This is a genomic window from Tenacibaculum agarivorans (assembly GCF_001936575.1).
GTDB lineage: Bacteria > Bacteroidota > Bacteroidia > Flavobacteriales > Flavobacteriaceae > Polaribacter > Polaribacter agarivorans.
Genome location: NZ_MSMP01000018.1, coordinates 70,923 through 95,771 on the forward strand (window position 1 = coordinate 70,923; position 24,849 = coordinate 95,771).

General features: G+C 29.0%; 24 protein-coding genes. 8 read left to right on the top strand and 16 right to left on the bottom strand.

The features are described 5' to 3' along the window. Nucleotides 1–43: 43 nt before the first annotated feature. The 4 genes from BVC87_RS14335 to BVC87_RS23435 form a co-directional block, all read right to left on the bottom strand. Entirely contained in the window at nt 44–1,072 is a 1,029-nt protein-coding gene (locus BVC87_RS14335; RefSeq protein WP_159439363.1) for an AraC family transcriptional regulator, read from the bottom strand. A 248-nt stretch (nt 1,073–1,320) separates the two neighbouring features. Continuing rightward, on the bottom strand, nt 1,321–2,025 hold the full coding sequence (locus BVC87_RS14340; protein ID WP_075343083.1) for a 16S rRNA (uracil(1498)-N(3))-methyltransferase: 705 nt from the start codon (nt 2,023–2,025) through the stop codon (nt 1,321–1,323). Beyond that, nucleotides 2,025–3,143, bottom strand: coding sequence for a GTP cyclohydrolase (locus BVC87_RS14345; RefSeq protein WP_075343084.1), 1,119 nt, complete (start codon nt 3,141–3,143; stop codon nt 2,025–2,027). The genes BVC87_RS14340 and BVC87_RS14345 overlap by 1 nt, the downstream gene beginning before the upstream one ends. 21 nt (nt 3,144–3,164) lie before the next feature. Next, a complete protein-coding gene (locus BVC87_RS23435; RefSeq protein WP_083629490.1) occupies nt 3,165–4,571 on the bottom strand; it encodes a transporter in 1,407 nt (468 codons plus the stop codon). A 153-nt stretch (nt 4,572–4,724) separates the two neighbouring features. Here BVC87_RS23435 and BVC87_RS14360 point away from each other — a divergent pair, with 153 nt between their 5' ends. Both BVC87_RS14360 and BVC87_RS14365 read left to right on the top strand, forming a co-directional pair. Beyond that, a complete protein-coding gene (locus BVC87_RS14360; RefSeq protein WP_075343085.1) occupies nt 4,725–4,979 on the top strand; it encodes a DUF4834 family protein in 255 nt (84 codons plus the stop codon). An 8-nt stretch (nt 4,980–4,987) separates the two neighbouring features. Further along, entirely contained in the window at nt 4,988–7,390 is a 2,403-nt protein-coding gene (locus BVC87_RS14365) for a YfhO family protein (protein ID WP_075343086.1), read from the top strand. Nucleotides 7,391–7,584: 194 nt separating this feature from the next. On the opposite strand, the gene BVC87_RS14370 is transcribed toward BVC87_RS14365, so the two are convergent. Next, nucleotides 7,585–9,270, bottom strand: a complete 1,686-nt coding sequence (locus BVC87_RS14370) for a helix-turn-helix domain-containing protein (RefSeq protein ID WP_075343087.1) — start codon at nt 9,268–9,270, stop codon at nt 7,585–7,587. Between the two features lie 200 nt (nt 9,271–9,470). Here BVC87_RS14370 and BVC87_RS14375 point away from each other — a divergent pair, with 200 nt between their 5' ends. From BVC87_RS14375 to BVC87_RS14385, 3 genes are read left to right on the top strand one after another with little or no spacing between them, the layout of a single operon-like run. Beyond that, entirely contained in the window at nt 9,471–9,992 is a 522-nt protein-coding gene (locus BVC87_RS14375) for a methyltransferase domain-containing protein (protein ID WP_075343088.1), read from the top strand. Nucleotides 9,993–10,014: 22 nt separating this feature from the next. After that, complete coding sequence (locus BVC87_RS14380; RefSeq protein WP_075343089.1) at nt 10,015–11,298, top strand: glycosyltransferase family 4 protein; 1,284 nt, start codon at nt 10,015–10,017, stop codon at nt 11,296–11,298. Nucleotides 11,299–11,301: 3 nt separating this feature from the next. Then, entirely contained in the window at nt 11,302–12,795 is a 1,494-nt protein-coding gene (locus tag BVC87_RS14385) for a lipopolysaccharide biosynthesis protein (protein WP_075343090.1), read from the top strand. 124 nt (nt 12,796–12,919) lie between these two features. Here BVC87_RS14385 and BVC87_RS14390 read toward each other — a convergent pair whose 3' ends face one another. The 10 genes from BVC87_RS14390 to BVC87_RS14435 form a co-directional block, all read right to left on the bottom strand. Further along, a complete protein-coding gene (locus BVC87_RS14390) occupies nt 12,920–13,471 on the bottom strand; it encodes a Crp/Fnr family transcriptional regulator (RefSeq protein ID WP_075343091.1) in 552 nt (183 codons plus the stop codon). A gap of 40 nt (nt 13,472–13,511) precedes the next feature. Beyond that, on the bottom strand, nt 13,512–14,099 hold the full coding sequence (locus BVC87_RS14395; RefSeq protein WP_075343092.1) for a Crp/Fnr family transcriptional regulator: 588 nt from the start codon (nt 14,097–14,099) through the stop codon (nt 13,512–13,514). A gap of 23 nt (nt 14,100–14,122) precedes the next feature. Further along, nucleotides 14,123–14,740, bottom strand: a complete 618-nt coding sequence (locus tag BVC87_RS14400; protein ID WP_075343093.1) for a WbqC family protein — start codon at nt 14,738–14,740, stop codon at nt 14,123–14,125. A gap of 9 nt (nt 14,741–14,749) precedes the next feature. After that, nucleotides 14,750–16,327: a signal peptidase I gene (lepB, locus tag BVC87_RS14405; RefSeq protein WP_075343094.1), complete on the bottom strand. Its 1,578-nt coding sequence runs from the start codon at nt 16,325–16,327 to the stop codon at nt 14,750–14,752. A gap of 73 nt (nt 16,328–16,400) precedes the next feature. Beyond that, the gene (gene dapB, locus BVC87_RS14410) at nt 16,401–17,102 is read right to left on the bottom strand and encodes a 4-hydroxy-tetrahydrodipicolinate reductase (protein WP_075343095.1); all 702 of its coding nucleotides are present in this window, start codon (nt 17,100–17,102) and stop codon (nt 16,401–16,403) included. Nucleotides 17,103–17,104: 2 nt separating this feature from the next. Further along, nucleotides 17,105–17,653: a DUF5683 domain-containing protein gene (locus BVC87_RS14415; protein WP_234974674.1), complete on the bottom strand. Its 549-nt coding sequence runs from the start codon at nt 17,651–17,653 to the stop codon at nt 17,105–17,107. Nucleotides 17,654–17,688: 35 nt separating this feature from the next. Beyond that, nucleotides 17,689–18,576: a ParB/RepB/Spo0J family partition protein gene (locus BVC87_RS14420; protein WP_075343097.1), complete on the bottom strand. Its 888-nt coding sequence runs from the start codon at nt 18,574–18,576 to the stop codon at nt 17,689–17,691. A gap of 1 nt (nt 18,577) precedes the next feature. Then, nucleotides 18,578–19,342, bottom strand: coding sequence for a ParA family protein (locus BVC87_RS14425; RefSeq protein WP_075343098.1), 765 nt, complete (start codon nt 19,340–19,342; stop codon nt 18,578–18,580). Nucleotides 19,343–19,618: 276 nt separating this feature from the next. Then, entirely contained in the window at nt 19,619–20,737 is a 1,119-nt protein-coding gene (gene dnaN, locus BVC87_RS14430; protein WP_075343099.1) for a DNA polymerase III subunit beta, read from the bottom strand. A gap of 94 nt (nt 20,738–20,831) precedes the next feature. Then, nucleotides 20,832–21,773, bottom strand: coding sequence for a lipid A deacylase LpxR family protein (locus BVC87_RS14435; RefSeq protein WP_234974675.1), 942 nt, complete (start codon nt 21,771–21,773; stop codon nt 20,832–20,834). 71 nt (nt 21,774–21,844) lie between these two features. Here BVC87_RS14435 and ppk2 (BVC87_RS14440) point away from each other — a divergent pair, with 71 nt between their 5' ends. Then, a complete protein-coding gene (gene ppk2 / locus BVC87_RS14440; protein ID WP_075343100.1) occupies nt 21,845–22,702 on the top strand; it encodes a polyphosphate kinase 2 in 858 nt (285 codons plus the stop codon). Nucleotides 22,703–22,710: 8 nt separating this feature from the next. Further along, on the top strand, nt 22,711–23,514 hold the full coding sequence (gene ppk2, locus BVC87_RS14445; RefSeq protein WP_075343101.1) for a polyphosphate kinase 2: 804 nt from the start codon (nt 22,711–22,713) through the stop codon (nt 23,512–23,514). A gap of 30 nt (nt 23,515–23,544) precedes the next feature. On the opposite strand, the gene BVC87_RS14450 is transcribed toward ppk2 (BVC87_RS14445), so the two are convergent. Continuing rightward, nucleotides 23,545–24,180 (bottom strand): low molecular weight phosphatase family protein, encoded by a 636-nt coding sequence (locus BVC87_RS14450; protein ID WP_075343102.1) that lies wholly within the window; start codon nt 24,178–24,180, stop codon nt 23,545–23,547. A 106-nt stretch (nt 24,181–24,286) separates the two neighbouring features. Between BVC87_RS14450 and BVC87_RS14455 the strand changes: the two genes are divergently transcribed. After that, nucleotides 24,287–24,832: a Smr/MutS family protein gene (locus tag BVC87_RS14455; protein ID WP_075343103.1), complete on the top strand. Its 546-nt coding sequence runs from the start codon at nt 24,287–24,289 to the stop codon at nt 24,830–24,832. Nucleotides 24,833–24,849 lie beyond the last annotated feature (17 nt).

Sequence of the window (24,849 nt, forward strand, 5' to 3'; positions counted from 1 at the left end):
CTCCTAAAACATTGAAAACTGGACGATTTAGGACAAATTTTATTTATTCAGACTTTACAGTTTTTGAATTTTTAAAGGCTAAAGGAGTACAACCAGTGTGTTTTTTAAAAACATCATAAAAAGCTGATTTGGAATTAAAACCAGACTCTAGTCCAATAGAAGCAATAGTGTATCCTTCGTATTTAGGATTTAGTAAAAATTTTTTAGCTTGATTTACTCTCATTTCATTTATATATTCAACAAAACTTTTATTGGCATTATTGTTAATTATTGCAGAGAGTGTGCTTGTACCAATGCTAATATCTTTAGAAAGATTATGTAATGTATATTTAGGTTGAAGATATTTTTTATGATCTCTTATAAAAGAATCGATGGTAATAAAATGTTCTTCGTATTTATTTTCTTTTTTATTGTTTTTTATAGGACTATCATCTTTTTGAGAATTTTCTTCTTCTATTTCTTCTCTAATATGTTTTCTCTCTTTTAATAGTCGTAAATACTTTATTCCTTGATACCCTAAAATAAATATGATTACAGTAGTTGAAATTCTTAAAGGATAATATGAATAAAGAAACCCTGTAAAATTTAAGCTAAACTTAATAACTAGGGCAAATACCCAAAGTAGATATACAAATCCAGTTAATTTAAAAAAGTTATAAATCCATTTTAAATTATCAAAAGTGAGTATCTTTTTAAATGATTCTTCCTTGTTTTTTAGTACATAAAAACTGTATACAAAAACACATAAAGAGCTTACAAGACTAATCAATTCTTCAATAGAGGTATACTTCTCATAAATATAATTTAGTTCTTCTTGTGTACCGCTATTTGAAGAAATAATAACAAAGCTTATTTGCGCAACGCACATGATTACAAAAACAGGAAGAAAATATTTTAGTAATTTTCGCTGCTTATCTCTAATGTCTAAATAATTAATTAAAAAGGTATAAAAGAAAGGAGCACTTAGAAAATGCCAAGGTATTTGTATGTAAATAAGTGAGAACTTATGTTGAAATAAATTACGCTCAAGTATCCAAGATTGAAAATTATTCAGAGCAATAGTTAGTATCATTAAGTTTAAGAATAGCAGACTTCTATCTTTTCCATACTTAGAAAAAAACATGAAAGCACTTAAACTAAAACCAACTAATGAACTTATTAATAAAAATAAGTTAAACACTTCTGTAACACTCAAAACTAACTTATAGGGTTTGATTATGTTATAAATTTAACAAATTAATTGATTTTATAAAACTTCTGCAGAAGGTACTTTTCCTGAAATTAGTTTAAATAGTAAGCAAAAGAAAGAAAATCAGTAGTTTATTGGTTAGAGAAATTTAAGAATTGTACAGCAGTTAATCCTGCGGTTTCCGTTCTTAATCTGCTTTTTCCAAGGGTAATAGGAATACAATCATTCTGCACAGCCATCTTTACTTCTTTTTCGGTAAAATCACCTTCAGGTCCAATGAGTACAGTTACTTCATCGGAGAAACTAATGCCGCTAAAGTTTTTTTTATCAGTATCATAACAGTGAGCTATAAAGGTATCCCCTTCACGATTTTTAGTAATAAATTGAGAAAAAGTAATAGGCTCATTAATAATTACCGCATTAAATTTCAAAGACTGTTTTAATGCAGAAAGCATAATTTTAAATAAGCGTTCCGTTTTTACAACTTTACGCTCTGAGTTACTACATAGTATAGGAGTAATCTCATCAATTCCAATTTCTGTCGCTTTTTCAATAAACCATTCTAAACGATCCATATTTTTTGTTGGAGCTATGGCTACATGAAGTCTATAGTTCCATTCTTTTTCTTTTTTCTCTATATTTATAACATTCGCGATGCATTTTTTCTCATTAGGAACACTAATTTTTGAGGTATATAAATGTCCTTTTCCATCAGTTATGAATAGGGTATCATCAATTTTTTTTCTTAAAACTTTTATGATATGACGGCTCTCTTCTTTATTAAAAAGAATCTCTTTAGTATTATTATTGATATTAGGATTATAGAAAAGTTGCATTATAAATCAAGTCTATATGTTCTTCTTTTTTTATGTGTCCATGGATTAAAACTTGACCATATTTTATTAATGGCCATATTTTCTACAAGTTCTGGAGTACGTATACACTCTTTAACATTGTTTTTAGTAAACTCTTTATGGAATTCTTCAAAAATAACTGCAGTTACCCCTTTATTTTGATAAGCAGGATCAACACCAATAAGATAAAAAGTGATGCTTTTCGCATGTTTTCTAGCTTTTAACAAGTGAAAAATACCAAAAGGAAATAATTTACCTTTTACTTTTTGTAACGCTTCAGCAAAAGAAGGCATTACTATAGCAAAAGCGATTAGTTTATTTTCTTTATCGACTACAAACTTTATGTATTCAGGATTGATAAAACTGATGTATTTCTTCTTAAAGAATTGTATCTGCGCATCAGAAATAGGTACGTAGGTAGATAATTTAGAATATGATTTGCTAAACAACTCAAACATTTCATCTACATAAGGTAGAATCTGTTTTGTAGAGGTAAAATTTAAAGGTTTTAAATCATAACGTTTTTTAATAATACGACTAGCTTTAGCATATCTTTTACTATTAGCATTACTATAAACAAATTTATTTTCGAGATATTCCTTTTCTTTTGTAAAACCTAATTGTTCAAAATGATCCTTATAATAAGGATGATTATACCATGTAATCATAGTACCGATATGGTCGAATCCTTCAGTTAATATTCCTGTTTTATCTAGATTATTAAAACCAACAGGACCTTCCATATATTCTAACTGATGCTGTTTACCAATTTCTCTAACTTTTTCAATAAGTAGTTTTGTAACTTCTATATCATTTATAACATCAAACCAACCAAAACGTACTTTCTTAATTCCTTGTTTATCTACTTCATAATTATTAATAATTACAGCAACTCTACCTACAATTTTATTGTTTTTGATAGCAACAAAAAGTTGAGCGTCAGCAATTTCAAAAATTGGATTTTTAGTTGAATCAAAAAGAGCTATTTCATCATTAATGATTGGTGGCACCCAATATTTATTACCTTTATATAAAGTGAAAGGAAATAAAACAAACTGCTTTATTTCCTTTCGTGTTTTTATTTCTTTGAGTTGTATCATACAACAAAAATATAATTTCTATTATTCATCTTTCTCATTTTCTTCTTCTTTTTCCTTTTCTTTTTGCTTTCTTTTTTGTTCTTCAATATACTTTTTATCTGCTTCTTCTTTCTCTTTTTCTCGCTTCTTTTTCTCTTCCTGATATTTTTTATTCAGCTCTTCTTCCTCTTCTTTTTTAAGTTCCTCTTCTAACTTTTTAATTTCTTTTTCTAATTTTTCTTGTTCTTTTCTTTTTGCTTTTTCTTCCTTCTCTTTTTCTTTTTGGAGTTGCCTTTGTGCTTTTTCTTCTTCTTTTTTTATTTTTTTAGCGGCTTTCTCCTTTTCTTTTGTTGTCTTTTTCTTAGCTTTTTCGTCTTTCTTAGTTAAATCATCTAAAATAGATTTCTGACGAGTTCTTCTAGGCTTAGGTTCAATTTCTGTAGGCTCTTTACCTTCTTCAAGTTGAGGTTCTCTTTTATCCTTTTTCTTGAAGATGCTACCAATTTTATCAAATAATCGACCAAAGAACCCTTTATTATATGTTTGTACTTCGTCGTCTTCTATTTTATTTCCAAATTCATCAAGCTCTTCAAATTGCTCTACATGTCGGTCCAATCTATAAGATACACCAACACTAGCATAATAACCTACGTTTTCGTGTTGAAAGGTAGCACGAAGAGAAGAGTTAATCTGTAAATCTTGATTAAATAAATACGCAGCTCCTAAACCTAAATTACTTTGACTTTCCTGTTCATTAAACAGTGCTTGATGTTCAATAAATCCTGACCAATTATAGTTAAAGTTATGAGTTCCAGTAACTACATAAGACCATTCAGGTAAATACCCGCCAATATAATTGTAATGAATATTGGTAATGACATTTAATTTACTAGAAAATTCGTTTTGTAGTAAAACTCCAATTTTAGGGGTAATTCCACCTCTGGCATGAAAGTCGTTAACAAAAGGTCCTATATTAAATCCTACATAGGGAGCAACATGTGGAATCCATCTTTTCCAGTCAAATGAATGTCTTTTATTCCAGCTTCTTATTTCTTTTGATCGATCTTGGTATGTAGGTTTATACACTAAATATTTAGCTCCTAAAGTAAATTGTCCGAATCCGAATTTAGAATTTGTAGATTGAAAAACATTAGTAAAAACTATATCACTACTTTGTAACGAAGTTGTTAAGCTGAATTCTAATTTTTCATCTAAAGCACCCATTCTAAAATGCAAGTCTAATCCTGTAGCATTTGGATTGCTGAACGTTGGATCTTCAGCTTCAAATTTTCTATGGAAAATACTAGATTCAAATTGATATACACCTATACCTACACTATATGGACTCTCAGAAAAACCTGGTCTATTTGAGTTTATTACATCAGTATACTGTGCAAAAAACGGAATTGCAAAGAATAGGGGAATTACATTAAAAAATCTTTTCATCATACTCAACACAAACAATTTACTAGTGCTACAAACATACAGTAAAAATATTAATCCTGTAAGTTTACCAAACTATTAACGCTAGGTTTTAGCTCAAATTGTTATTTTTGATTGTTTTTTAACAAAACTATCAAATTTAGATTATAATTAAATCATATGGGGTTATTAAAAACACTTCTTATTTTAGGTATAATATACTATTCATTTAAATTTCTAGCAAGGTTATTTGCGCCTTTTTTAATGAAAAAAGCGATGGATAAAATGGAAGAAAAAATGAAAAGCAAATACAAACAATCTAATACTGGATCTGACGTAAAAGTTGGGGAAACAGTAATAGATACAAAACCTAATTCAAATAAATCAACTAATAAATCGATTGGAGAATATATCGATTTTGAAGAAATTGACTAACTATAACTATGAACATTTCTAAATTACTCCCTTACTTAGGAGCTTTAGTATTCTTTGCCATTACTTCTCTTTTGTATTTTAATCCGGTATTAAGCGGAAAACAGATTAAACAAAGTGATATCGTTCAATATAAAGGAATGGCCAAAGAAATGAACGATTTTCGAAATCTAAATAATAAAGAACCGTATTGGATAGGAAATGCATTTTCAGGTATGCCTTCATATCAGGTTGGATCTAAATTTCCAAACGACTTTATTAAAAAGATAGATTTATTAATACGTTTTTTACCAAGGCCAGCTGATTATCTTTTTCTATATCTTATAAGTTTCTTTTTATTATTAACAGCTTTAAAAGTAGAGTGGAAGTTGGCTGTTTTAGGAAGTTTATCCTTTGGTTTTTCTACTTACCTTATTATTATATTTGGAGCGGGACACAATGCTAAGGCGCACGCTATAGCATATATGCCAGCAGTATTAGCAGGAGTTTTGTATGTATTTCAAAAACGATATCTCTTAGGTTTTGTAATTACTGCTTTGGCTATGGCATTAGAAATAGTGGCCAATCATATACAAATGACTTACTATTTAGGTTTCTGTATCTTAATTTTAGGAATAGTAGAAGGTATTCAAGCTTTTAAAAATAAACAACTGCCCATTTTTGCTAAACAAGTGGGTGTTTTATTAATTGCTTTTATAATTGGAATTGGAACTAATGCTACTCGTTTATTAGCTACTAAGGAATATGCAAATTATAGTACAAGAGGAAAATCAGAATTAACGATCACCCCAGAAGGGATGCCTAAAAAGAAAACTTCAGGTTTAGATAAAACTTATATTACGGAGTATAGCTATGGGATTCTAGAAACCTTTAATTTGATTGTTCCAAGATTTATGGGAGGAGGAACAGTAGAAAAGTTAGGAGAGAATTCAAACTTTTACAAAGTATTAGAACAAAATGCGGGAAAAAAAGTAGCAAAAGATTATTCAAGTCAAGTATTAACTTATTGGGGAGATCAACCTATTGTTGAAGCACCGGCCTATATTGGAGCAATTATTTGGTTTTTATTTTTCTTGGGAATTTTCTTTGTGAATGGAAAAATAAAACATTGGCTTGTTGGTGCTACTATCTTCTCATTATTATTAAGCTGGGGAAAGAATTTTAGTATTATAACTAATCTTTTTATAGATTATATACCATTATATAATAAGTTTAGAGCAGTTTCTTCTATACAAGTTATAGCGGAATTATGTGTTCCTCTATTAGGAATTTTAGGCATAAAGGAGTTTTTAACCTCTAAACTCTCTTTTGAAGAAAAACAAAAGTTATTAGTGAAAGCTTTATCATATACTGGAGGAGTGATAATTGTAGGTTTTTGTTTTGCACATTTATCATCAACTTTTGAAGGGCTTAGAGATGATCAATATAGAGAATTACCCGCGTTAGTTGAGGCATTAATAGCTGATCGAAAAGCAATGTTATTTTGGGATAGTATACGTTCTTTGATATTGATTCTTTTATCAGGAGGAGTACTATGGTTATTTATTAAAAGTAAATTAAAATTAGTTCCTGTATTATTTATTACAGGAGGATTAATACTTTTTGATTTACTTTCTGTAGACTTAAAATATGTGAATTCAGATGATTTTACTTTAGCAAGAAATGTTGAAAAACCTTTTATAGCTAATGAAGCTGATAAAGAGATTTTAAAAGATAAATCACATTATAGAGTAGCTAACTTTACTACCAATTTAATGAATGAGGCTAGGACTTCTTATTTTCATAAGTCAGTAGGAGGATATCATGCTGCTAAAATGATGCGTTATCAGGAACTTTTTGAATACCAAATAGCAAATAATAATTTTGAAATGCTTAATATGTTAAATACTAAGTATTTTATTGCTGGGGAAACTGATGTTAAAGCGAACAATGAAGCCAATGGTAATGCTTGGTTTGTGAACAAGCTAAAGTTGGTTACTTCAGCAAACGAAGAAATGAAAGCTTTAGATAGTGTTAATACTAAAGAGGTAGCTATTATTAGATCCGATAAATATAATGGGCCAAAAGATTTTTCTGTAGATTCACTAGCAACAATTCAATTAGAAAAGTATGATGTAAATAGATTGGAATATAAAAGTAAAACAGAATCTAATCAATTCGCAGTTTTTTCTGAAATATTTTATGGTGATGGGTGGAATGCATATATTGATGGAAAATTAAACCCTCATTATCAAGTAAATTATGTTTTAAGAGGAATGGAAATTCCTGAAGGAGAACATACAATTGAATTTAAGTTTGAACCGAAAGTAATCAATACTGGAAGTAATTTATCATTACTATTTTTTGTTTTATTGATTGTAATACCTGGTATTTGGCTTTTTATTGAAAGGAAAAAATACAATATAAAAACTTGATTTTTAACATACTTTTATGTGCATTTTATAAAATGTACACTATTATATTTTTTAAAATGAAAGTTCATTTATATTTTTGAAATAGAAATTTTTGCGGGGAAATTTTTATAGAAAAGAGGAGGTCTCTTAAATATTATTTTTAGAGAAAGCTGAAAAGAAAACTGAAATAAAAAAGAGGACTTGAGTCCTTTTTTTTATTTCAGTTCCTTTAGGAATGTAGAAGGAGTTACACCAGTATGTTTTTTAAATGCTCTAGTAAAAGCTGATGCATTAGTATAACCTATTTCTTCTCCTAAAGCTTGTATGGTAAATTTTCTATACTTAGGATCGTTTTCTAATCGATCTATTATGTACTCTAACTTTTTATTATTGTAATATTGTTTAAATGTCTGTTGTTTATTCTTATTAAATACGTAAGATAAATAGGTTGAGTTTGTATCTAATTTTTTTGCTAGAGAATTTATAGAGAAATCAGGTTTTAAAAACTCAAAATTTTTATCTGAGTTCTCAATAATTTCAATCACCTTTCGTTCAAAATCTTCATCTAAATTGTAAGAAACTTTTAAATTATCTTCATTTTGAATTGTTGCTTTTATATTTTTGACTTGCTTTTCTTTATTGTGGTTTTTCCTTTTATAAAATCTATTCAATAGGAATAAGACAAAACAGAAAAACAATGTGATAAGAATAATATAGGTAAAAGATTTATTTTTTTCTTTTTCTACAATTAAACTATTTAAGGCTTTAGCTTTATTTAGGTCATTATCATATAAAAGTTGATATGTTTTTTGTTTATCCTCTCTAGCTCTATCAAATTCTTGTAGGGTTAATTTTGAATATTTATATGCACTATCTAATTGGTTTTTTATCACATAATCATTAGATAAAATATCATATGCAGTAATTAATTTACTCTTCTTGGTTTGTTTATGATTTAAAAATTGCGATGCATTAACTATAGCAGAATCTATTTCGTTTAAATTATGGAAGCAAATAGCTTTATTTAAGGTTTCAAAAACTCTAAAGTTGGCACCATTGCATACTTTTTTGTAAGTATTGATTAACTCTAAAGCTTCTGCATATTTTTTCTGTACTATGAGAACATCTGTTTTTCTCAGATGATACATAAGTTCAGAATCTTTATGTGGAGGGTTGAATTTGAGTGCCGTTTTATAGGCTTTCTCAAAATAGAAACTTGCCGAATCTAAAAATTGTATATTATTTAGTTTCTTACCTAAAGCTAAGTAATTTTCACCCATTAAATTATGAATGTTTGCCTTTCTAGCAATTAGGTTATTATAAAGTAAACTGTTAGGTAAAACTTCTTTTGTTGCTATTTTTTTTAAAGCATCCAAAAGTATTTCCTTTGAGTCTTCTTCTAAGTTGAGTTCTTTTTTTATTACAGCTTTAGAAAAAGCAATACCAATTTTTTTATTAAAAATTCTATTAGAATCACTTTGTTCCTGATCAATTAAATTGGAAACTTTAATGATATACTCGTAAGCTACCTTGTATTCTTCTAAATTTTTATAAATCCAAAATAACCGACTGAAACTATCTATTTTTTCATGCGCTATACATGAGTTTTCTGGTTCATCCAGCAAATATTTATCTGCTAAACTAATTGCTTTTTCAGAATTTTTTCTTGCTAAATTATACTCTTTTAACGTATAATAATGATAAGCTTCTGCATTATAACTTAATATATGATGACATTTATTAGGAGAAGCCCTTAATATTTTAATGTAATGATATAAGCTATCGGCATTCGTGTCCTTAAACTCATGCAACTTTAATAAAGATGTTTCATCATCATTTATAGTTTGGCAAATTACAGTTAAGTTAAAAAGTAAAAAAGTCGTGAAAAAAAGTTTTTTCAAGATGTAAAATGGTTTCTTAGATCTATCAAAAATACATGCATTTTATAAAAAGCACAAAATAAATATAAGAGAAAATAGTTCATCTTGTTATGAACACTTTTATAAATGACTCGTTAGTATAGGATAAAGACTAAATATTTTATGAAAAAAAATGGTTTTACTCTTTAAATACATAGATTTGTCATTAAATTTTTAAATTAATGTATAAAATATATCCTAAGTATAGATATAAGCAAACTCTTGAATTTCTTAAAAAAGTATTACCAGCTCCAGCTACTGTTTTAGATCTAGGAGTTAGAAATCCGTTTAGCGAAATAATGGAAGAAAATGGATATACAGTTTATAATACAACAGGTGAAGATTTGGATCTATTACCTGAAGTTGTTAAAAACTTTGAAGTTGATGCCGTTACTTCATTTGAAATTTTCGAGCATTTAATTTCTCCTTTTAATGTTTTACGTGAAATAGAATGTGATAAATTAATTACAACAGTTCCTTTACGATTATGGTTTTCCACAGCTTATAGGAGTAAAACTGATATGTGGGATAGGCATTATCATGAGTTTGAAGATTGGCAGTTTGATTGGTTGTTGGAAAAATCAGGATGGAATATTTTAGAAAGAAAAAAATGGACTAATCCTGTTAAAAAAATAGGTCTCAGACCAATATTAAGAAGATTTACACCTAGGTATTATGCAGTTTATGCAGAAAAGTCAGTCTAGATAATTAAGTTAAGCAGATAAATTGAAAGTACTCATAATTACATATTATTGGCCACCAGCAGGAGGCCCGGGAGTTCAACGTTGGTTAAAATTTGTAAAATATTTAAGAGATTTTAATATTGAACCAATTGTTTTTACTGCTGATAATCCATATTATCCAACTATAGATGAAACTTTAGCAAATGATATTCCACAAGGAATAGAAGTAATCAAATGTCCTATTTTTGAACCCAATAATATTGTTGCTAAATTTAAAAAAAGTGAAACACAAAAAAGTGCCGGTTTTTTAGATCCCAATCCGTCTCTTTTAGCTAAAATCTTACTTTATATTAGAGCTAATTATTTTATACCAGATGCTAGAATGTTTTGGGTAAAACCTGCAGCAAAAATGTTAGAGAATTATATAGCTAATAATACTATAGATGCAGTAATAACTACAGGCCCTCCTCATAGTTTACATTTAATTGGTAAAAAGTTAAAAGAAAAAATAGGAGTGAAGTGGATTGCAGATTTTAGAGACCCATGGACCAGTATTGATTATTTTCACTTATTACCACTTACAAAAAAAGCAAGAAGAAAGCATTTCAAATTAGAAAAAGAAGTAGTAAGAAGTGCTGATGAAGTAATTATGGTAAGTAACCACGCTAAAAAGAAATATGAGACATTTAATGATTCAATTAGTGTAATTACTAATGGGTTTGATACAGAAACTATTTTAGAAGAAAAAATGGTTGCGTTAGATCAGAAGTTTTCTATTACCCATATTGGTTCTATGAATTCAGAGCGAAACCCTAAAGGATTATGGCAAGCCTTAGAAGAATTGATAGATGAAAATAAAGAATTTGCTGACGATTTGGAATTGAAATTTATCGGTAAAATAGACGACTCTATCTGGGATAATGAAATTGAAACCAGAGACTTTAAAACGGTTAAAAGGATATCTTATGTTCCTCATATAGAAGCTAAGGAATATCAAAGAAAAGCTCAAGTATTGCTTATTATAGTGAATGATTATCCTAGTTCAAAAGAAATGATTCCAGGAAAAACATTTGAATATCTTCAGGCAAAACGACCTATTATTGGTTTTGCTCCTGAAGATGGTGATTTAGCCGATATTTTAAAATATACTAATGCTGGTTTAGCAATAGATTTTAACAACAAAGATTTAGCAAAAAATGAAATTGCTAAATTATATAGGGAATTTAAAAATGGTACTTTGGTATGCAACTCTAAGAATATTGAAAAATTTCATAGAAAGAAATTGACAGAAAAATTATCATTGATAATAAAAGACATAAATAGATAAGATTTGGGAATAATTTTTAAACAATCATTTAAAAACTCTGTAGTAATTTATTTAGGGTTTGCTATTGGGGCCATAAATGCAGTTATTTTTTACCCAAATTTTCTAAAAGAAGAGTACCATGGTTTAGTCACATTTTTGTTGTCTACATCTAATTTAATTATGCCAGTAATTGCCTTTGGTATTCATAATACTATTGTAAAATTCTTTTCATCTTACACTACGAAACAAGAAAAAGATAGCTTTCTATCTTCAATTATCTTTTTTCCACTTCTTATTGCTATACCTATAGGTTTTTTCTGGGATCATTTTCATGATTTTATCATATCTAAACTCAATACTGAAAACAATAAAAGAGTTGAAGATTATACGTTAGTTATTTATATCATTTCTATTTGTTGTGCGTATTTTGAAGTGTTTTATTCTTGGGCTAAAGTCCATTTAAAAACAGTTTTAGGAAATGTATTAAAAGAGTTTTATAACAGAGCAGTAGTCTTTATATTATTATTAGGGGTTTTATTTAAAATAATTAGTAAATCTGAGTTTATATATACACTTACTTTTTTCTATGTAATTAGAACACTAATTATGATGTTTTATGCTTTTAAAACATATCTGCCTAGTTTTAGATTCAAATTACCAGGGAATTTAAAAGAGATTTTAAAATATTCAGCATATGTGTTTTTAGCAGGAAGTGCAGGAGCTATTATTATTGATATAGATAAACTTATGATACCTGGTAAAGAAGCAATTAAAGTAGCTAGTTATTACACAGTAGCAGTGTATATTGGTTCTTTTATTGAAGCTCCAGGTAGGGCTTTAGCCCAAATACTACAACCTTTGACATCAAAATCATTAAATGAGAATGATGTTGAAGAAGTACAAAATCTATATAAAAAAAGCTCAATTAATTTATTGGTAATAAGTGGTTTGTTTTTTTTGTTGGTGAATTGCAATATCAGTGAGTTATTCAAAATGATGCCTGAAGGATATTCGGGTGGTGAATTAGTAGTTTTAATGATTTCTTTAGCAAAAATGTATACGATTTCCTTAGGAAATAATAGAGATATTATTAATAACTCAAAATTCTATAGAATGGTGTTACCTATTGGTTTAGGTATGGCTCTTTCGGTTTACCTTTTAAATAGATTGTTTTATTATAATATGGATTTCGGAACTGCAGGTTTAGCATTCTCCACTTTAATCACTTATTTAGTGTTTAATACCATTAAATTAAAGTATGTAGATGTTAAGTTACATATGAATCCTTATACCAATAAAACATGGCTAATAACTAGTGTAATTGTTGTATTATTTGGGGTGTTTTATTTTTGGAACTTTCCAACACCAGAAATATTTATAGGCAGATTACCCGTTCATCCAATAATTAATATTGTACTTAAAAGTATTCTTATAAGTGTATTGTACTTATTACTTGTTTACAAACTTAAAATTTCAAGTCAGGTTAATAATTTGATGAATAGATTTATGAAGAAATAAAAAAGACTTACTTCTGCTTAGGGGAGGAGCAAGTCTTCATAAATATAAATAATGGGGATTACTTATGATAGCGAAGTTACAAGGATTCCAAAGATATTAGGCTTAACATAAGTTTATAAATACCTTATCTGGAATACATTTTTTTTCGAATTCTACTCAATTGCACTGGAGTTATATTCAAATAACTAGCAATTTGATATTGCGGTATTAAATTATCAATATCTGGAATTCTCTTTTTTAATATCTGATATCTTTCAGTTGCATCCAAAAGTATTAACCTATCTAAACGATTAGTAATTAGATGTATTGAGGTTTGACTCACTTTATGCATGAATACTAAAAGTTCTTGATTTTTAACTGCTAAACTCATTAAATCTTTGATGTCACCAACGAATAATTTAGAGTTGGTTAAGCATTTAAAATAATCTGTAGAGATATCATTGTCATTTCCTAGATCAGAAACATCCATAAAGATGTGTTTTTCAAACATTATAGATCTAATATATTCCTTTTCCATTTTAATATCTTGAGTGAAATTGGCCATAATACCAGACTCAATGATATAAAAGTTTTTAGAAGGTACATCCTTAGTTTTTATAAAATCACCACTCTTATACTCTTTTTCTTTTAAAATAGAAGAAAATGAATCTATAGAGGTTTCGGAGATATCATTCATGTAAAATTTACAGAATTGATATATAAAATTGTTTTCCATGTTATACTGAATACATTTTTTTTCGAATTCTACTTAATTGTACGGGAGTGATATTTAAATAACTGGCTATTTGATATTGAGGAACTAAATTTTCTATGTTGGCAAAACGATTTTTTAGGCTTTTGTATCGCTCAGTAGCATCCATAAATGAAAGTTCATCTATTCTCTTTTGAGATTGTAAAAGACTATGCTCTATGATTCTATTATATAATAATGATAGTTGATGATTCTCTGTGGTTAATTTGATGAAATCTAGATAACTACCTTTAAAAACAGTACAAGATGATAAAGATTTATAGTAATTTATACTATTATTATCCTTGTCTAAAGAAGATATATTAGTGAAAATGGTTCCTTTATCATGAAGTGCTCTAATGTATTCTTTGTCATTAGCCTTACTTTTAGAATAGCTTCCAACAATTCCGGATACAACAATAAAAAAATCCTTAGCAATAGTTTTTTCTTTTATAAGTACGTAATCTTTAGGATATTCTTTTAAATCAATGCAACTTAAAAATAAAGAAATATTTTCATCAGATATTTCTTTCATATATGACTTTAGTAAAGATGTAACAATAGTACCTTTCATACGCTAAAAAAGATTTTTCTAGGTTATTCTTTAATTTTTACATTTTCCAAAAAAGATAATGCGTTTGGCCCCTCCATAAATAAAAGATCTAGAATGGATAAATTAGGAATAAAGCCATGTTTGTGATCAAACATCTGAGTATATTCTTCAATTTCTATTGAAATACCATTTTTGGCAATAGATAGATTTCTGTAATCCTTTATTTTAGGTGTTATTTCGTACGTGTCAGTTTTTGAAAATTCCTGAGACATTTGAAGAGCATCAGTAACAAATAAGTACGAATCAATATTTAAATCTACTAAATATACATATTTTTTGTTATAAATAGAAGCGATATCATCTTCAAAAAACTCAAAGTAAGGAGAAGATCGATATGCAGCTTTCAATGACTTAAAATGTTGGCTTTGCCAAGGAAAATCGTTTTCTATTAAAGTATCTTTTGTTTTTTTTCTTTCAGAGCTACTATTATGTTTTACAGGAATATTTAATAGTAGTCTTCCATTAGCTCCGTAAATATAACAACGATTTCTATACGTTTGTTTTTGAAAATTATCCTGAGTTTCAAAAACTACGTTATCAGAATTTAAAATAGCAGCATATTGGCTTACTGGAGAAAAATATGTAGGTATGAATAATGACAACTTAAAAAATTATTTTGTTTTCTTCTTTTTAGGCATAAAAACAAATACTAAAACTCCAATAAAAGCTAGTATACCGATCCAGAAATAAGATTTAGATTCACCATTAGTAACAGTTCTAAACATTCTATCCCAGCGTATTTTACGAGTGTCTTTGTCGTAACTAAACCAAACCATTACAGGAGTACCTATAACATGGTTAAAAGGTACATATCCCCAAGCTCTGGCATCTAAAGAGTTTTGTCGGTTATCTCCCATCATCCAGAAATAATCTTGCTTAAAAGTATAACTATTCACTTTTTTACCATTGATGTAGATATCATCTCCGAAAAAGGTAAGCTCATTTTGCTCATACTCTTGAATAATTCTTTTGTAAAAAGGTATAGTTTTAGCATTTAATTCCACAGTAGCTCCTTTTTTAGGAATATAAATAGGACCAAAATTGTCCACAGACCATGGATACATTGGGTTATGAGGAAATAAACTTTGGTTTTTATCATAAAAACCTGATGGGGCAAGGTTTTTAGTAACACTTTTTACAATTGGATTTTTGGCAATAGCTTTAGCTTCTTCATCAGTAAGATTTAAAAAGTATTTACCATTACCGTATTTAGCTTCTTCTAGCCTTACATTGTATCTTTTAAGAGCAGGGATACTAAACCTTTCTTCTCCTGTATCAACAATATGATACCACTGAGGTTTTGCACTTTCAGGTAATATGGAACGTTTACCATTAATATAAATATATCCGTCTTTAATCTCTAAACTATCACCAGCAACTCCAACACAACGCTTTACTAAGTTTGTCTTCTTATCAATAGGTTTATAATAGTTCCTGTCAGAAGTAAGAATATTCATATTTCTTAGTGTATCTGCAGGTTGACCAAAAACAACGATATCATTTCGTTTAATTTTTTTCAACCCGGGTAATCTCATATATGGAAGTTGTAATTTATTAATTAATGAGTTATTTCTATTCTCATAATCATCACTAAAAACATAAGATTTTGTCTGTAAACCAGGAATACTATCGTGAATCATTGGTAATGAAACGGTAGTCATAGGAACTCTAGCTCCATAGTGAAATTTACTAACAAATAAATAGTCACCAATTAATAATGTTTTTTCTAGCGAAGAAGAAGGAATCACATAAGGTCTAATGAAATAATTATGCACAATGGTTGCAGCTATTATCGCAAATGCTATAGAACTCAACCAATCACCAATGGCAGTTGGGGCTTTTAGTTTTCTATTCTCATCATATTTTGGATCGTTGAAATATGAAATGTAAAAGATATAAAAACCTAAAGTTACTATAGCTAAAATAGAATCTTTAGTAGTTTTAAAGCCAAAACTTCTACAGGTTTCAATCCAAAGTACAGGAAACATGATAAGGTTAACAGTAGGAATGAAAAGCAAAATCACCCACCATTTAGGACGTTTTAAAATTCCAAGTAGTACAATTGCATTATAAATAGGTATTGCAGCTTCCCAAGCTTTTCTATCTGCTTTTACATATAATTTCCATGTACCTAAAAAATGGATTAATTGTACAATTAAAAATAAAATGAACCATCCAGTGAATGACATAATTTCTCTAGTTTAATTTTTTATCAGTTTTAAGACGCAATCTACAGCATTTAGTTATAAAAAGACCGTAGTTTTAACCTATGTTTAACACATCTTTCATGGTGAAAACTCCCTTTTTATCTTTCAACCATTCAGCAGCAATTACTGCGCCTAATGCAAATCCTTTTCTGTTATGAGCTGTATGTTTAATTTCAATACTATCTACTACAGAGTCATAATTAATCGTATGTGTGCCTGGTACTTCAGGAGTTCTTACTGCAGTAATAGGAATGTGATCATCGGATGTTTTGTTATCCAATTCCCAAGCCGTTTTATCGGAGTTTTCAATAATTCCTTCAGCTAGTGTTATAGCAGTACCACTTGGCGCATCTAATTTTTTTGTATGATGAATTTCTTCAATACTAACTTTATATTGGTCTAAAGAGTTCATCATTTTAGCTAACTGCTGATTGAGTTCAAAGAAGATATTTACTCCTAAACTAAAATTAGAAGCATATATAAATCCACCATTATTAGTTTCACATAAATTTACAGCTTCTTCATATTTTTCTAACCAACCCGTAGTTCCAGAAACTACAGGTATATTATTTTGTAAACAATTAGAAATATTTGAAAATGCTGCAGTAGGAATACTAAAATCAATAGCTATATCTGCATTTGTAATATCGTAATTTTTAGTCCCATCATCTTTTATCACAACTTCATGACCTCTTTCTAGGGCAATTTTTTCAATTTCTTTACCCATTCTTCCGTAACCTAGTAAGGCTATTTTCATAATTAAAAGGAATATTTTAAAGTTAAACCTACCTTAGGTAAGTCATCAAACATATCATTATTTGGTATTGCAGTAGGACTTATGGATAGATCATCACTATCATCAAATTGAATCAAGTGTGCAGTAACACTAGCTTCTACAATTTGTAAAACGTAAATTAACACGGTAGTTAGCAAAGATAAATCCCTATTTTGTCTTAATTGGCGTTGAGCACTTTCTAAACCAGCTGTAGATATAATAGGATTTCCATCTGCATCTGAAAATTCATCAGGTAGGCCTGCACTTCTTCTTCTAAAAGCAGTTCTAAACCTATCATATTCATTACTATTGTCTATAAAAAAGTAAATACTAGTTGCCATACCTCCATAAATCAAAGGAAGTTGCCACCAATATCTGTTATTATAAATTTGTCCAGCTCCAGGAAAAAGCGCTGAATAAAAAGCAGCTTTGGAAGGAGCCAAAGGATTATACTTAACAGGTTGTTTCAGTTGTAATTGAGAAATATGTTTTACCTGAGTTGAGTCTTTTTGTGCATATAAATTGATACACACAAAAAATATACATATGTAATAAAGTATTTTCAATATTATTTAAGCAATTCTTTTATTCGGTTAAAATCTTCAATAGAATTAAAAGGAATAGAAATTTTTCCTTTACCATTATTTGCTACAGTCACATTAATTTTAGCATCAAAAAAGTCATTAAAATCTTTTAAACTGGCTGAAATAGCACTAGGTAGTGATTTTTTACTAGCTGCTTTTGCAACAGTTCCTGATTTTAAATTTCTTACTAAATCTTCTGTCTGACGTACTGATAATTTATCTCTTAAGATTTTTTCATAAATCTTTAATTGATCAGAAGGACTTTCTACATTAATCAAAGCTCTACCATGCCCCATAGAAATAAAGGCATCTCGCATTCCTGTTTGAATTATAGGATCTAACTTTAATAATCTTAGGTAATTAGTAACAGTAGATCTCTTTTTTCCTACTCTAATACTTAATTGTTCTTGAGTTAGTTTTATTTCATCTATTAAGCGTTGGTATGATAAAGCAACTTCTATAGGATCTAAATTTTTACGCTGAATATTTTCAACCAAGGCCATTTCTAGCATTTCTTGGTCATTAGCAATACGAATATATGCCGGTATAGAAGCGTTTCCTACTAATTTTGATGCTCTAAAACGTCTTTCACCAGATACTAATTGAAATTTATCTTCTGCAAGTTTTCTAACAGTGATAGGTTGTATAACACCTAATTCTCTGATTGAATTTGCTAGTTCTTGTAAAGCATCTTCGTCAAAGTAAGTTCTTGGTTGAAAGGGGTTTACTTCTATTAATTTTAAGTCAATTTCAATAATACTACCAACAACCTTATCGGCATTTTCATCTGACGCAGAATTTACTTCTGCAGTTTCTTTTAACAAAGCTGATAATCCTCTTCCTAATGCTTGCTTCTTTGTTGCTTTTGCCATTTTATGAATTCTTGTTTATAATTTCATTTGCTAAGTTAATATAATTTACGGCACCTTTACTTGTGGCATCATATGAAATTATACTCTCTCCGTAACTTGGAGCTTCACTTAAACGAATATTTCTATGTACTACAGTATCAAAAACCATAGAACTAAAATGTTTGCGTACTTCATCAACTACTTGGTTAGAAAGACGAAGTCTAGCATCATACATAGTTAGTAATAAGCCTTCAATTTCTAATTCTTTATTATGAATTTTTTGAACGCTTTTTATAGTATTTAATAACTTCCCTAAACCTTCTAGTGCAAAATATTCACATTGAATAGGTATAATTACAGAATTTGATCCAACTAAAGAGTTTAATGTAATTAAACCTAAAGAAGGAGCACAATCTATTAAGATATAATCATACTCGTTTCCTAATTCTGCTAGAGATTTTTTTAACATGTACTCTCTTTCAGGCTTATCAACAAGTTCAATCTCAATTGCAACCAAATCGATATGAGCAGGTACTAAATCTACATTAGGTGATTCAGTTTTTACAATAGCTTGTTTAATAGTTGCAGTATGTTCTAATACTTGATAGGTGCCAAGTTCTACAGTATCAACATCAATACCAAGACCAGAAGTTGCATTTGCTTGGGGATCTGCGTCTATTAATAAAACTTTTTTCTCTAAAACTCCTAGGGCCGCTGCTAAGTTTACTGATGTAGTAGTTTTTCCAACGCCACCTTTTTGATTTGCTATTGCAATGATTTTACTCATAGTTTTTATGTAATTAACAAACGTAAAAATACAATTATTTATGACTTTTCAACAAGGAAGATATTAACAAAAAAGTTAAAGATTACACTAAATACATTTAACGCTTTTTTTTGGAGTGTTTTTCGCCCAATTTAATAGACCTTAAGATGAATTTAAGTAGTTGTATGTTTGGTATATCATAAATTCTTTCAACTCAAAATAATTGTTGATTCATATATGAAATAAAAAAAACACAGCTATTAGCTGTGTTTTTGATATTTATGATAAAAGATTTTTTTATCCATTTAACATTACTGGCATTACTAACATGGTAATATGTTCACCTTCTTCAGTTCCATCAATAGGGGTTAAAATACCTGCTCTATTAGGTAAACTCATTTCAAGTTGTACATCATTAGCATTCAAGTTATTTAACATTTCGCTTAAAAAACGAGAATTAAAACCAATTTGCATATCATCACCTTGATAATCACAACTCAAACGTTCGTCAGCTTTATTTGCATAATCTAAGTCTTCTGCAGAAATGTTTAGCTCTGTACCAGCCATTTTTAACCTAATTTGATGAGTGGTTTTACTCGAGAAAATAGATACACGACGTACAGAATTTAAGAAAGAAGCTCTATCAACTGTTAATTTGTTAGGGTTTTCTTTAGGTATAACGGCTTCGTAATTTGGATATTTTCCGTCAATTAATCTACAAACTAATACGATGTTGTCAAAAGTGAATTTAGCATTTGTATCGTTATATTCAATAGTAATAGCGTCATCAGATCCTCCTAGAATACCTTTTAGAATATTTAAAGGTTTTTTAGGCATAATGAATTCTGCAGTTTTATCAGCCGATACATCTGTTCTCGTATATTTAACTAATTTATGTGCATCTGTTGCAACAAAAGTTAGCTCTTTAGAGTTAAATTGAAAGAAAACTCCGCTCATTACAGGACGTAAATCGTCATTTCCAGCAGCAAAAATAGTTTTAGAAATAGCTGTAGATAAAACATGTGCAGGAATTTCAGTACTACTTGGAGAAGGCAATTCTATAGCTTTAGGAAATTCTTCGCCATCATGATAAGCCATATCGTATTTACCTTGTTCAGAACTAATTTCAATAGTGCTTTCTCCTTCTGTTTTAAAGGTTAATGGCTGATCAGGAAAAGTTTTAAGTGTATCTAGTAATAATCTAGCATTGATAGCTATTGAACCTGTGTCGGTGCTTTCAACATTTACTATAGCACTCATTGTAGTTTCTAAATCAGAAGCTGAAGCTTTTAATTGGTTTTCAGATAACTCAAATAAAAAGTTATCTAAAATAGGTAGTGTATTATTACTGTTAATTACTCCACCAAGTGTTTGTAACTGTTTAAGTAAATGTGAGCTAGATACAATAAATTTCATTGGTTGTTTTCTAAATGAATTTGATGTACAAAGATATTGTATTCAATTAATTTTGAAAATTAATTTATCAACACTTTTTTGTACGATTTGTTGATTAATTAAAAAGGTAGCTAATACCTAAGCTACCGTAAAAGTTATTCAAGGGAACCCTGAAGCTTTTAATTTTTTTTGTATGATGTGTTACAGAGTATATGAAATTGAATCTGTTAAGCGTAAACTTGAAACCTAATTCAGTAGTTAAAACAATAGGTTTAATTCCATAACTAACAGCTTCGTTTTCGTTGAAAAAACTCCCCTGTATTGTGGCATCATATAAAGCTAAACGTAACATAGGATTAATATAAAAAAAAGCTTCCGCCTTGTTTTCGAAATTACTAATAGAATTGTTTAGATTACTGTTAAATCCTATAGAATTAGCAATCTTTTGTAGTGGAATGAAACCTATTCTAGAATAAAGTCCTGTGCTAACATCTGTAAAGATGGTACCTAGGTTTGCTTTATTCATCCAATTGATGTCTAAATGTTTAGATGTGCTTAGTTGTTTGGTGTATTCTGCATTAAAGTTTAAAGCAAATGCTTCTTTTATCTGATATTTCCATCCAATTGCTGGTACAAAACCATAGATTTCATGAACATAATTCATTAATTCCTCACCAAAAGCAGAAGGTCCAATAACTCCTATTTTTCCACCAATTCTAATGATAGATTCATCTTTTCTAAAGTTACTAAATTCAAAACCTCCATATAAATATCCTGCAAAAGGTCTATCATGTTGGTCAATGGAAAAAACATTAGCTTTAAATGGAGTGTATAGTTGTTGACCAATTTGAATAGTATATACCTTTTTATATAGCTTTTCATTTTCTTTATTGCTAAGAAAATCATAGGTTAAAAATACACCACTTGTATAATATCTGTCTTGTTTTAGTGATATGAATAAGTCATTGTCACTAGCTAAACTAATTTGCTTGGAAAACTTTTTCTGAGAAAAGCAATTAATAGCAACGAAAAATAATAAAATTCCTTTTTTAATCACGATGCCAAATTAGTAAAAAAAATATAGTATTCTACTTGAGAATTTATAATTTAGTGCTAATCTTTGTTAATATGGAAAATCAGCCTAAAATCACAGCAGAAGACTTTAAAAAAATAAAAAGTAATGAAGAGTTATTATCTTTTATTACAGATAATAACATACCATTCCGGTCTGTAGAGAAGGAGTTAATTTATGAAGAGGAATTAAGGAAGCTTCAGATTGAATTAGTGAAGCTACAACAGTGGGTTGCAAAAAATAATAAACGTGTTGCGGTTATATTTGAAGGAAGGGATGCTGCTGGGAAAGGAGGGAATATTAGACGATTTATGGAGCATTTAAATCCTAGATCTTCTCGTTTGGTTGCACTAAATAAGCCTACAGAAGTTGAAATGGGACAGTGGTATTTTCAACGTTATATAAAAGAGTTGCCTAATCCTGGTGAAATTGTTTTTTTTGACAGAAGTTGGTATAATAGAGCAGTTGTTGAGCCTGTGATGGGCTTTTGTTCAGAGGCACAGTATCGAAAATTTTTGGTACAAGTACCAGAATTTGAACATATGTTGTATGAAGATGGTGTAGTGGTGATAAAATTTTGGTTGTCGATTACAAAAAAAGAGCAACTTAAAAGATTTGAGGCTAGAATGGATAATCCTTTAAAACACTGGAAATTTAGTCCTGTTGATAAAAAAGGTCAGGAGTTATGGGATCGATATACCTATTATAAAGCAGAAATGTTTACTAATACACATACAACATACTGTCCTTGGACGATTATAAAAACAAATAGTAAGAAGATAGCAAGACTGGAGGCAATTCGTCACGTATTGTCAAAGTTTGATTATGATGGAAAGGAAGATGCATTAACAAATCTAAATCCAGACCCTAATGTAGTAATGAGATATTATAGGTCTGTAATTCAAAACGATTAAAGTTTTATATGGAAAATACTGATATTACTCCATCTGGTTTGACGGAAAAGGATGTGGAAAAATTAAATTCTAAAGAAGGGCTTTTAGCTATACTTTCAAGAGAACCTTACAATGTAGATAGAGCATTACGATATGTGAATTATTTAGAAAGGTTAGAAGAGTTGCAAGTAGAATTGATACGATTACAAACTTGGGCCATAGAACATAATGAAAGAATTATAGTTTTGTTTGAAGGAAGAGATGCTGCCGGAAAAGGTGGGGCTATTAGAAGGATAACAGAAAGAATTAATCCAAGACATATGCGTATTGTGGCTTTGCCTAAACCCACAGAAGAACAAAAAACCCAATGGTATTTTCAAAGATATGTGGAGCAATTTCCAAAGGCAGGAGAGTTAGTTTTATTTGATAGGAGTTGGTATAATAGAGCTGTAGTTGAACCTGTAAACGGTTTTTGTACCGAGGAGGAGTATAAGATTTTTATGAAACAAGTAAATGGTTTCGAAAAAATGATTTTACAATCTGGTATAAGACTTGTTAAAATATATATGTCTATTTCCAAGAAAGAACAGCAAAAACGTTTTGATGAAATAAAAAACGATCCGTTAAAACAGTGGAAAATGACTCCTGTTGATGAGAAAGCTCAGGATCTTTGGGATGATTATACTGTGTATAAAAAGAAAATGTTTAAGAAAACGAATACTAAACAATCACCTTGGAAAATTATAAGAGCAAATAAAAAGCCACAAGCGCGTATAGATTGTATAGAACATATATTATATAGTATTCCTTATGATAAGGAAACTAAGATTTAAAGAAGATGAATGAGTAATTTTAATTTAAAATTACTCATTCATCATTCTCTTAATTTCTTCAAAAACAAGAAAAAGCTCTCCAGCAACCGTTTTGCTTGTTTCTAAATATTTTTCGTTTTGTAAATCAGTATTGTCAGCTACTTTAGGATCGATATAAGGTAGGTGGAATCTATGAATAGCATCAGGTATAAATGGACAATTTTCATCTGCATGATCACAAGTGGTTATTGCTATATAAGGATAATCGTTGTTCTCGTTGTCGAAGATCTTAGAAAAACCTTGAATAGATTTTTTAGCACCTTTAAAAGTGATTAAATATAAAGGGTTTTGATGTGAAAAATCTTCTACACTAAATTCAAATCCTGTTTTTTGTAGGCATTTTACCGTGTTTCTATGGAAAGCAGTTACTTCTGTTCCTCCTGAATAAGAGAAAATATTATTTAATTCGAAATACTCTATAGCATAAAAAGACCAAACTTGCGCCATTTGGCTTCTTCTTGAGTTGTGTGTGCAGATGAAATTTAAATTAATTTTGTCTCTGTCTTCAAGTTCTTCAACTATCTTGTCTGCAATTGAATACAATAAATTTTTCCTATCTTCAGAAATAACTAAATCATTTTTTGCTGCTTCAAAAAAATCTTTAGTTTTAAAAGTAGTTTTTATCATTATTAATATTGGTGTTAATGGGGAAATTAGCTGTATTTTTGCTATAATCTATTAAACGCAAAATTAAGAAAGGGAGGCGCTTTTTGTTTTTAATTTAAAGTTAAGTATGTGTTTACAAATTGGTAATAAAGTAGCTGTTTTAGATGATGTTATAAGGGGGGTAATTAAGAAGGTAGAAGGAGGTAAAATTTTAATTACCACACAAGAAAATATGGATATTTGGTTTTATAAATCAGAAGTTGTTAAAATTGATTTAGAACAGAATATGTTGTTGAAAAAAGTTAGAGTAGACAAAAGTTTTTCTAATAAAGAACAACTAGATATCCAGAAAAAAACAAAGAAAATATTCAAAAAAGATAAGAATGAGGTTATAGCAGAGATAGATTTGCATATTGAAAAACTAATCAAGTCTACCAAGGGTATGGATAATTACGATATTTTATCGATACAAATTGACACAGCAAAAAGAAAATTAGAGTATTTTATACAAAAAAAAGTTTCTAAAATTGTATTTATACACGGTGTAGGAGAGGGAGTGCTTAAAACAGAACTCAATTGCCTTTTAGATCGTTATCCAGTCAAATATTATGATGCTTCTTATCAAAAGTATGGCTTAGGAGCAACAGAAGTGTATGTGTATCAAAACCCTTAAAATCTTATTTTTGAATT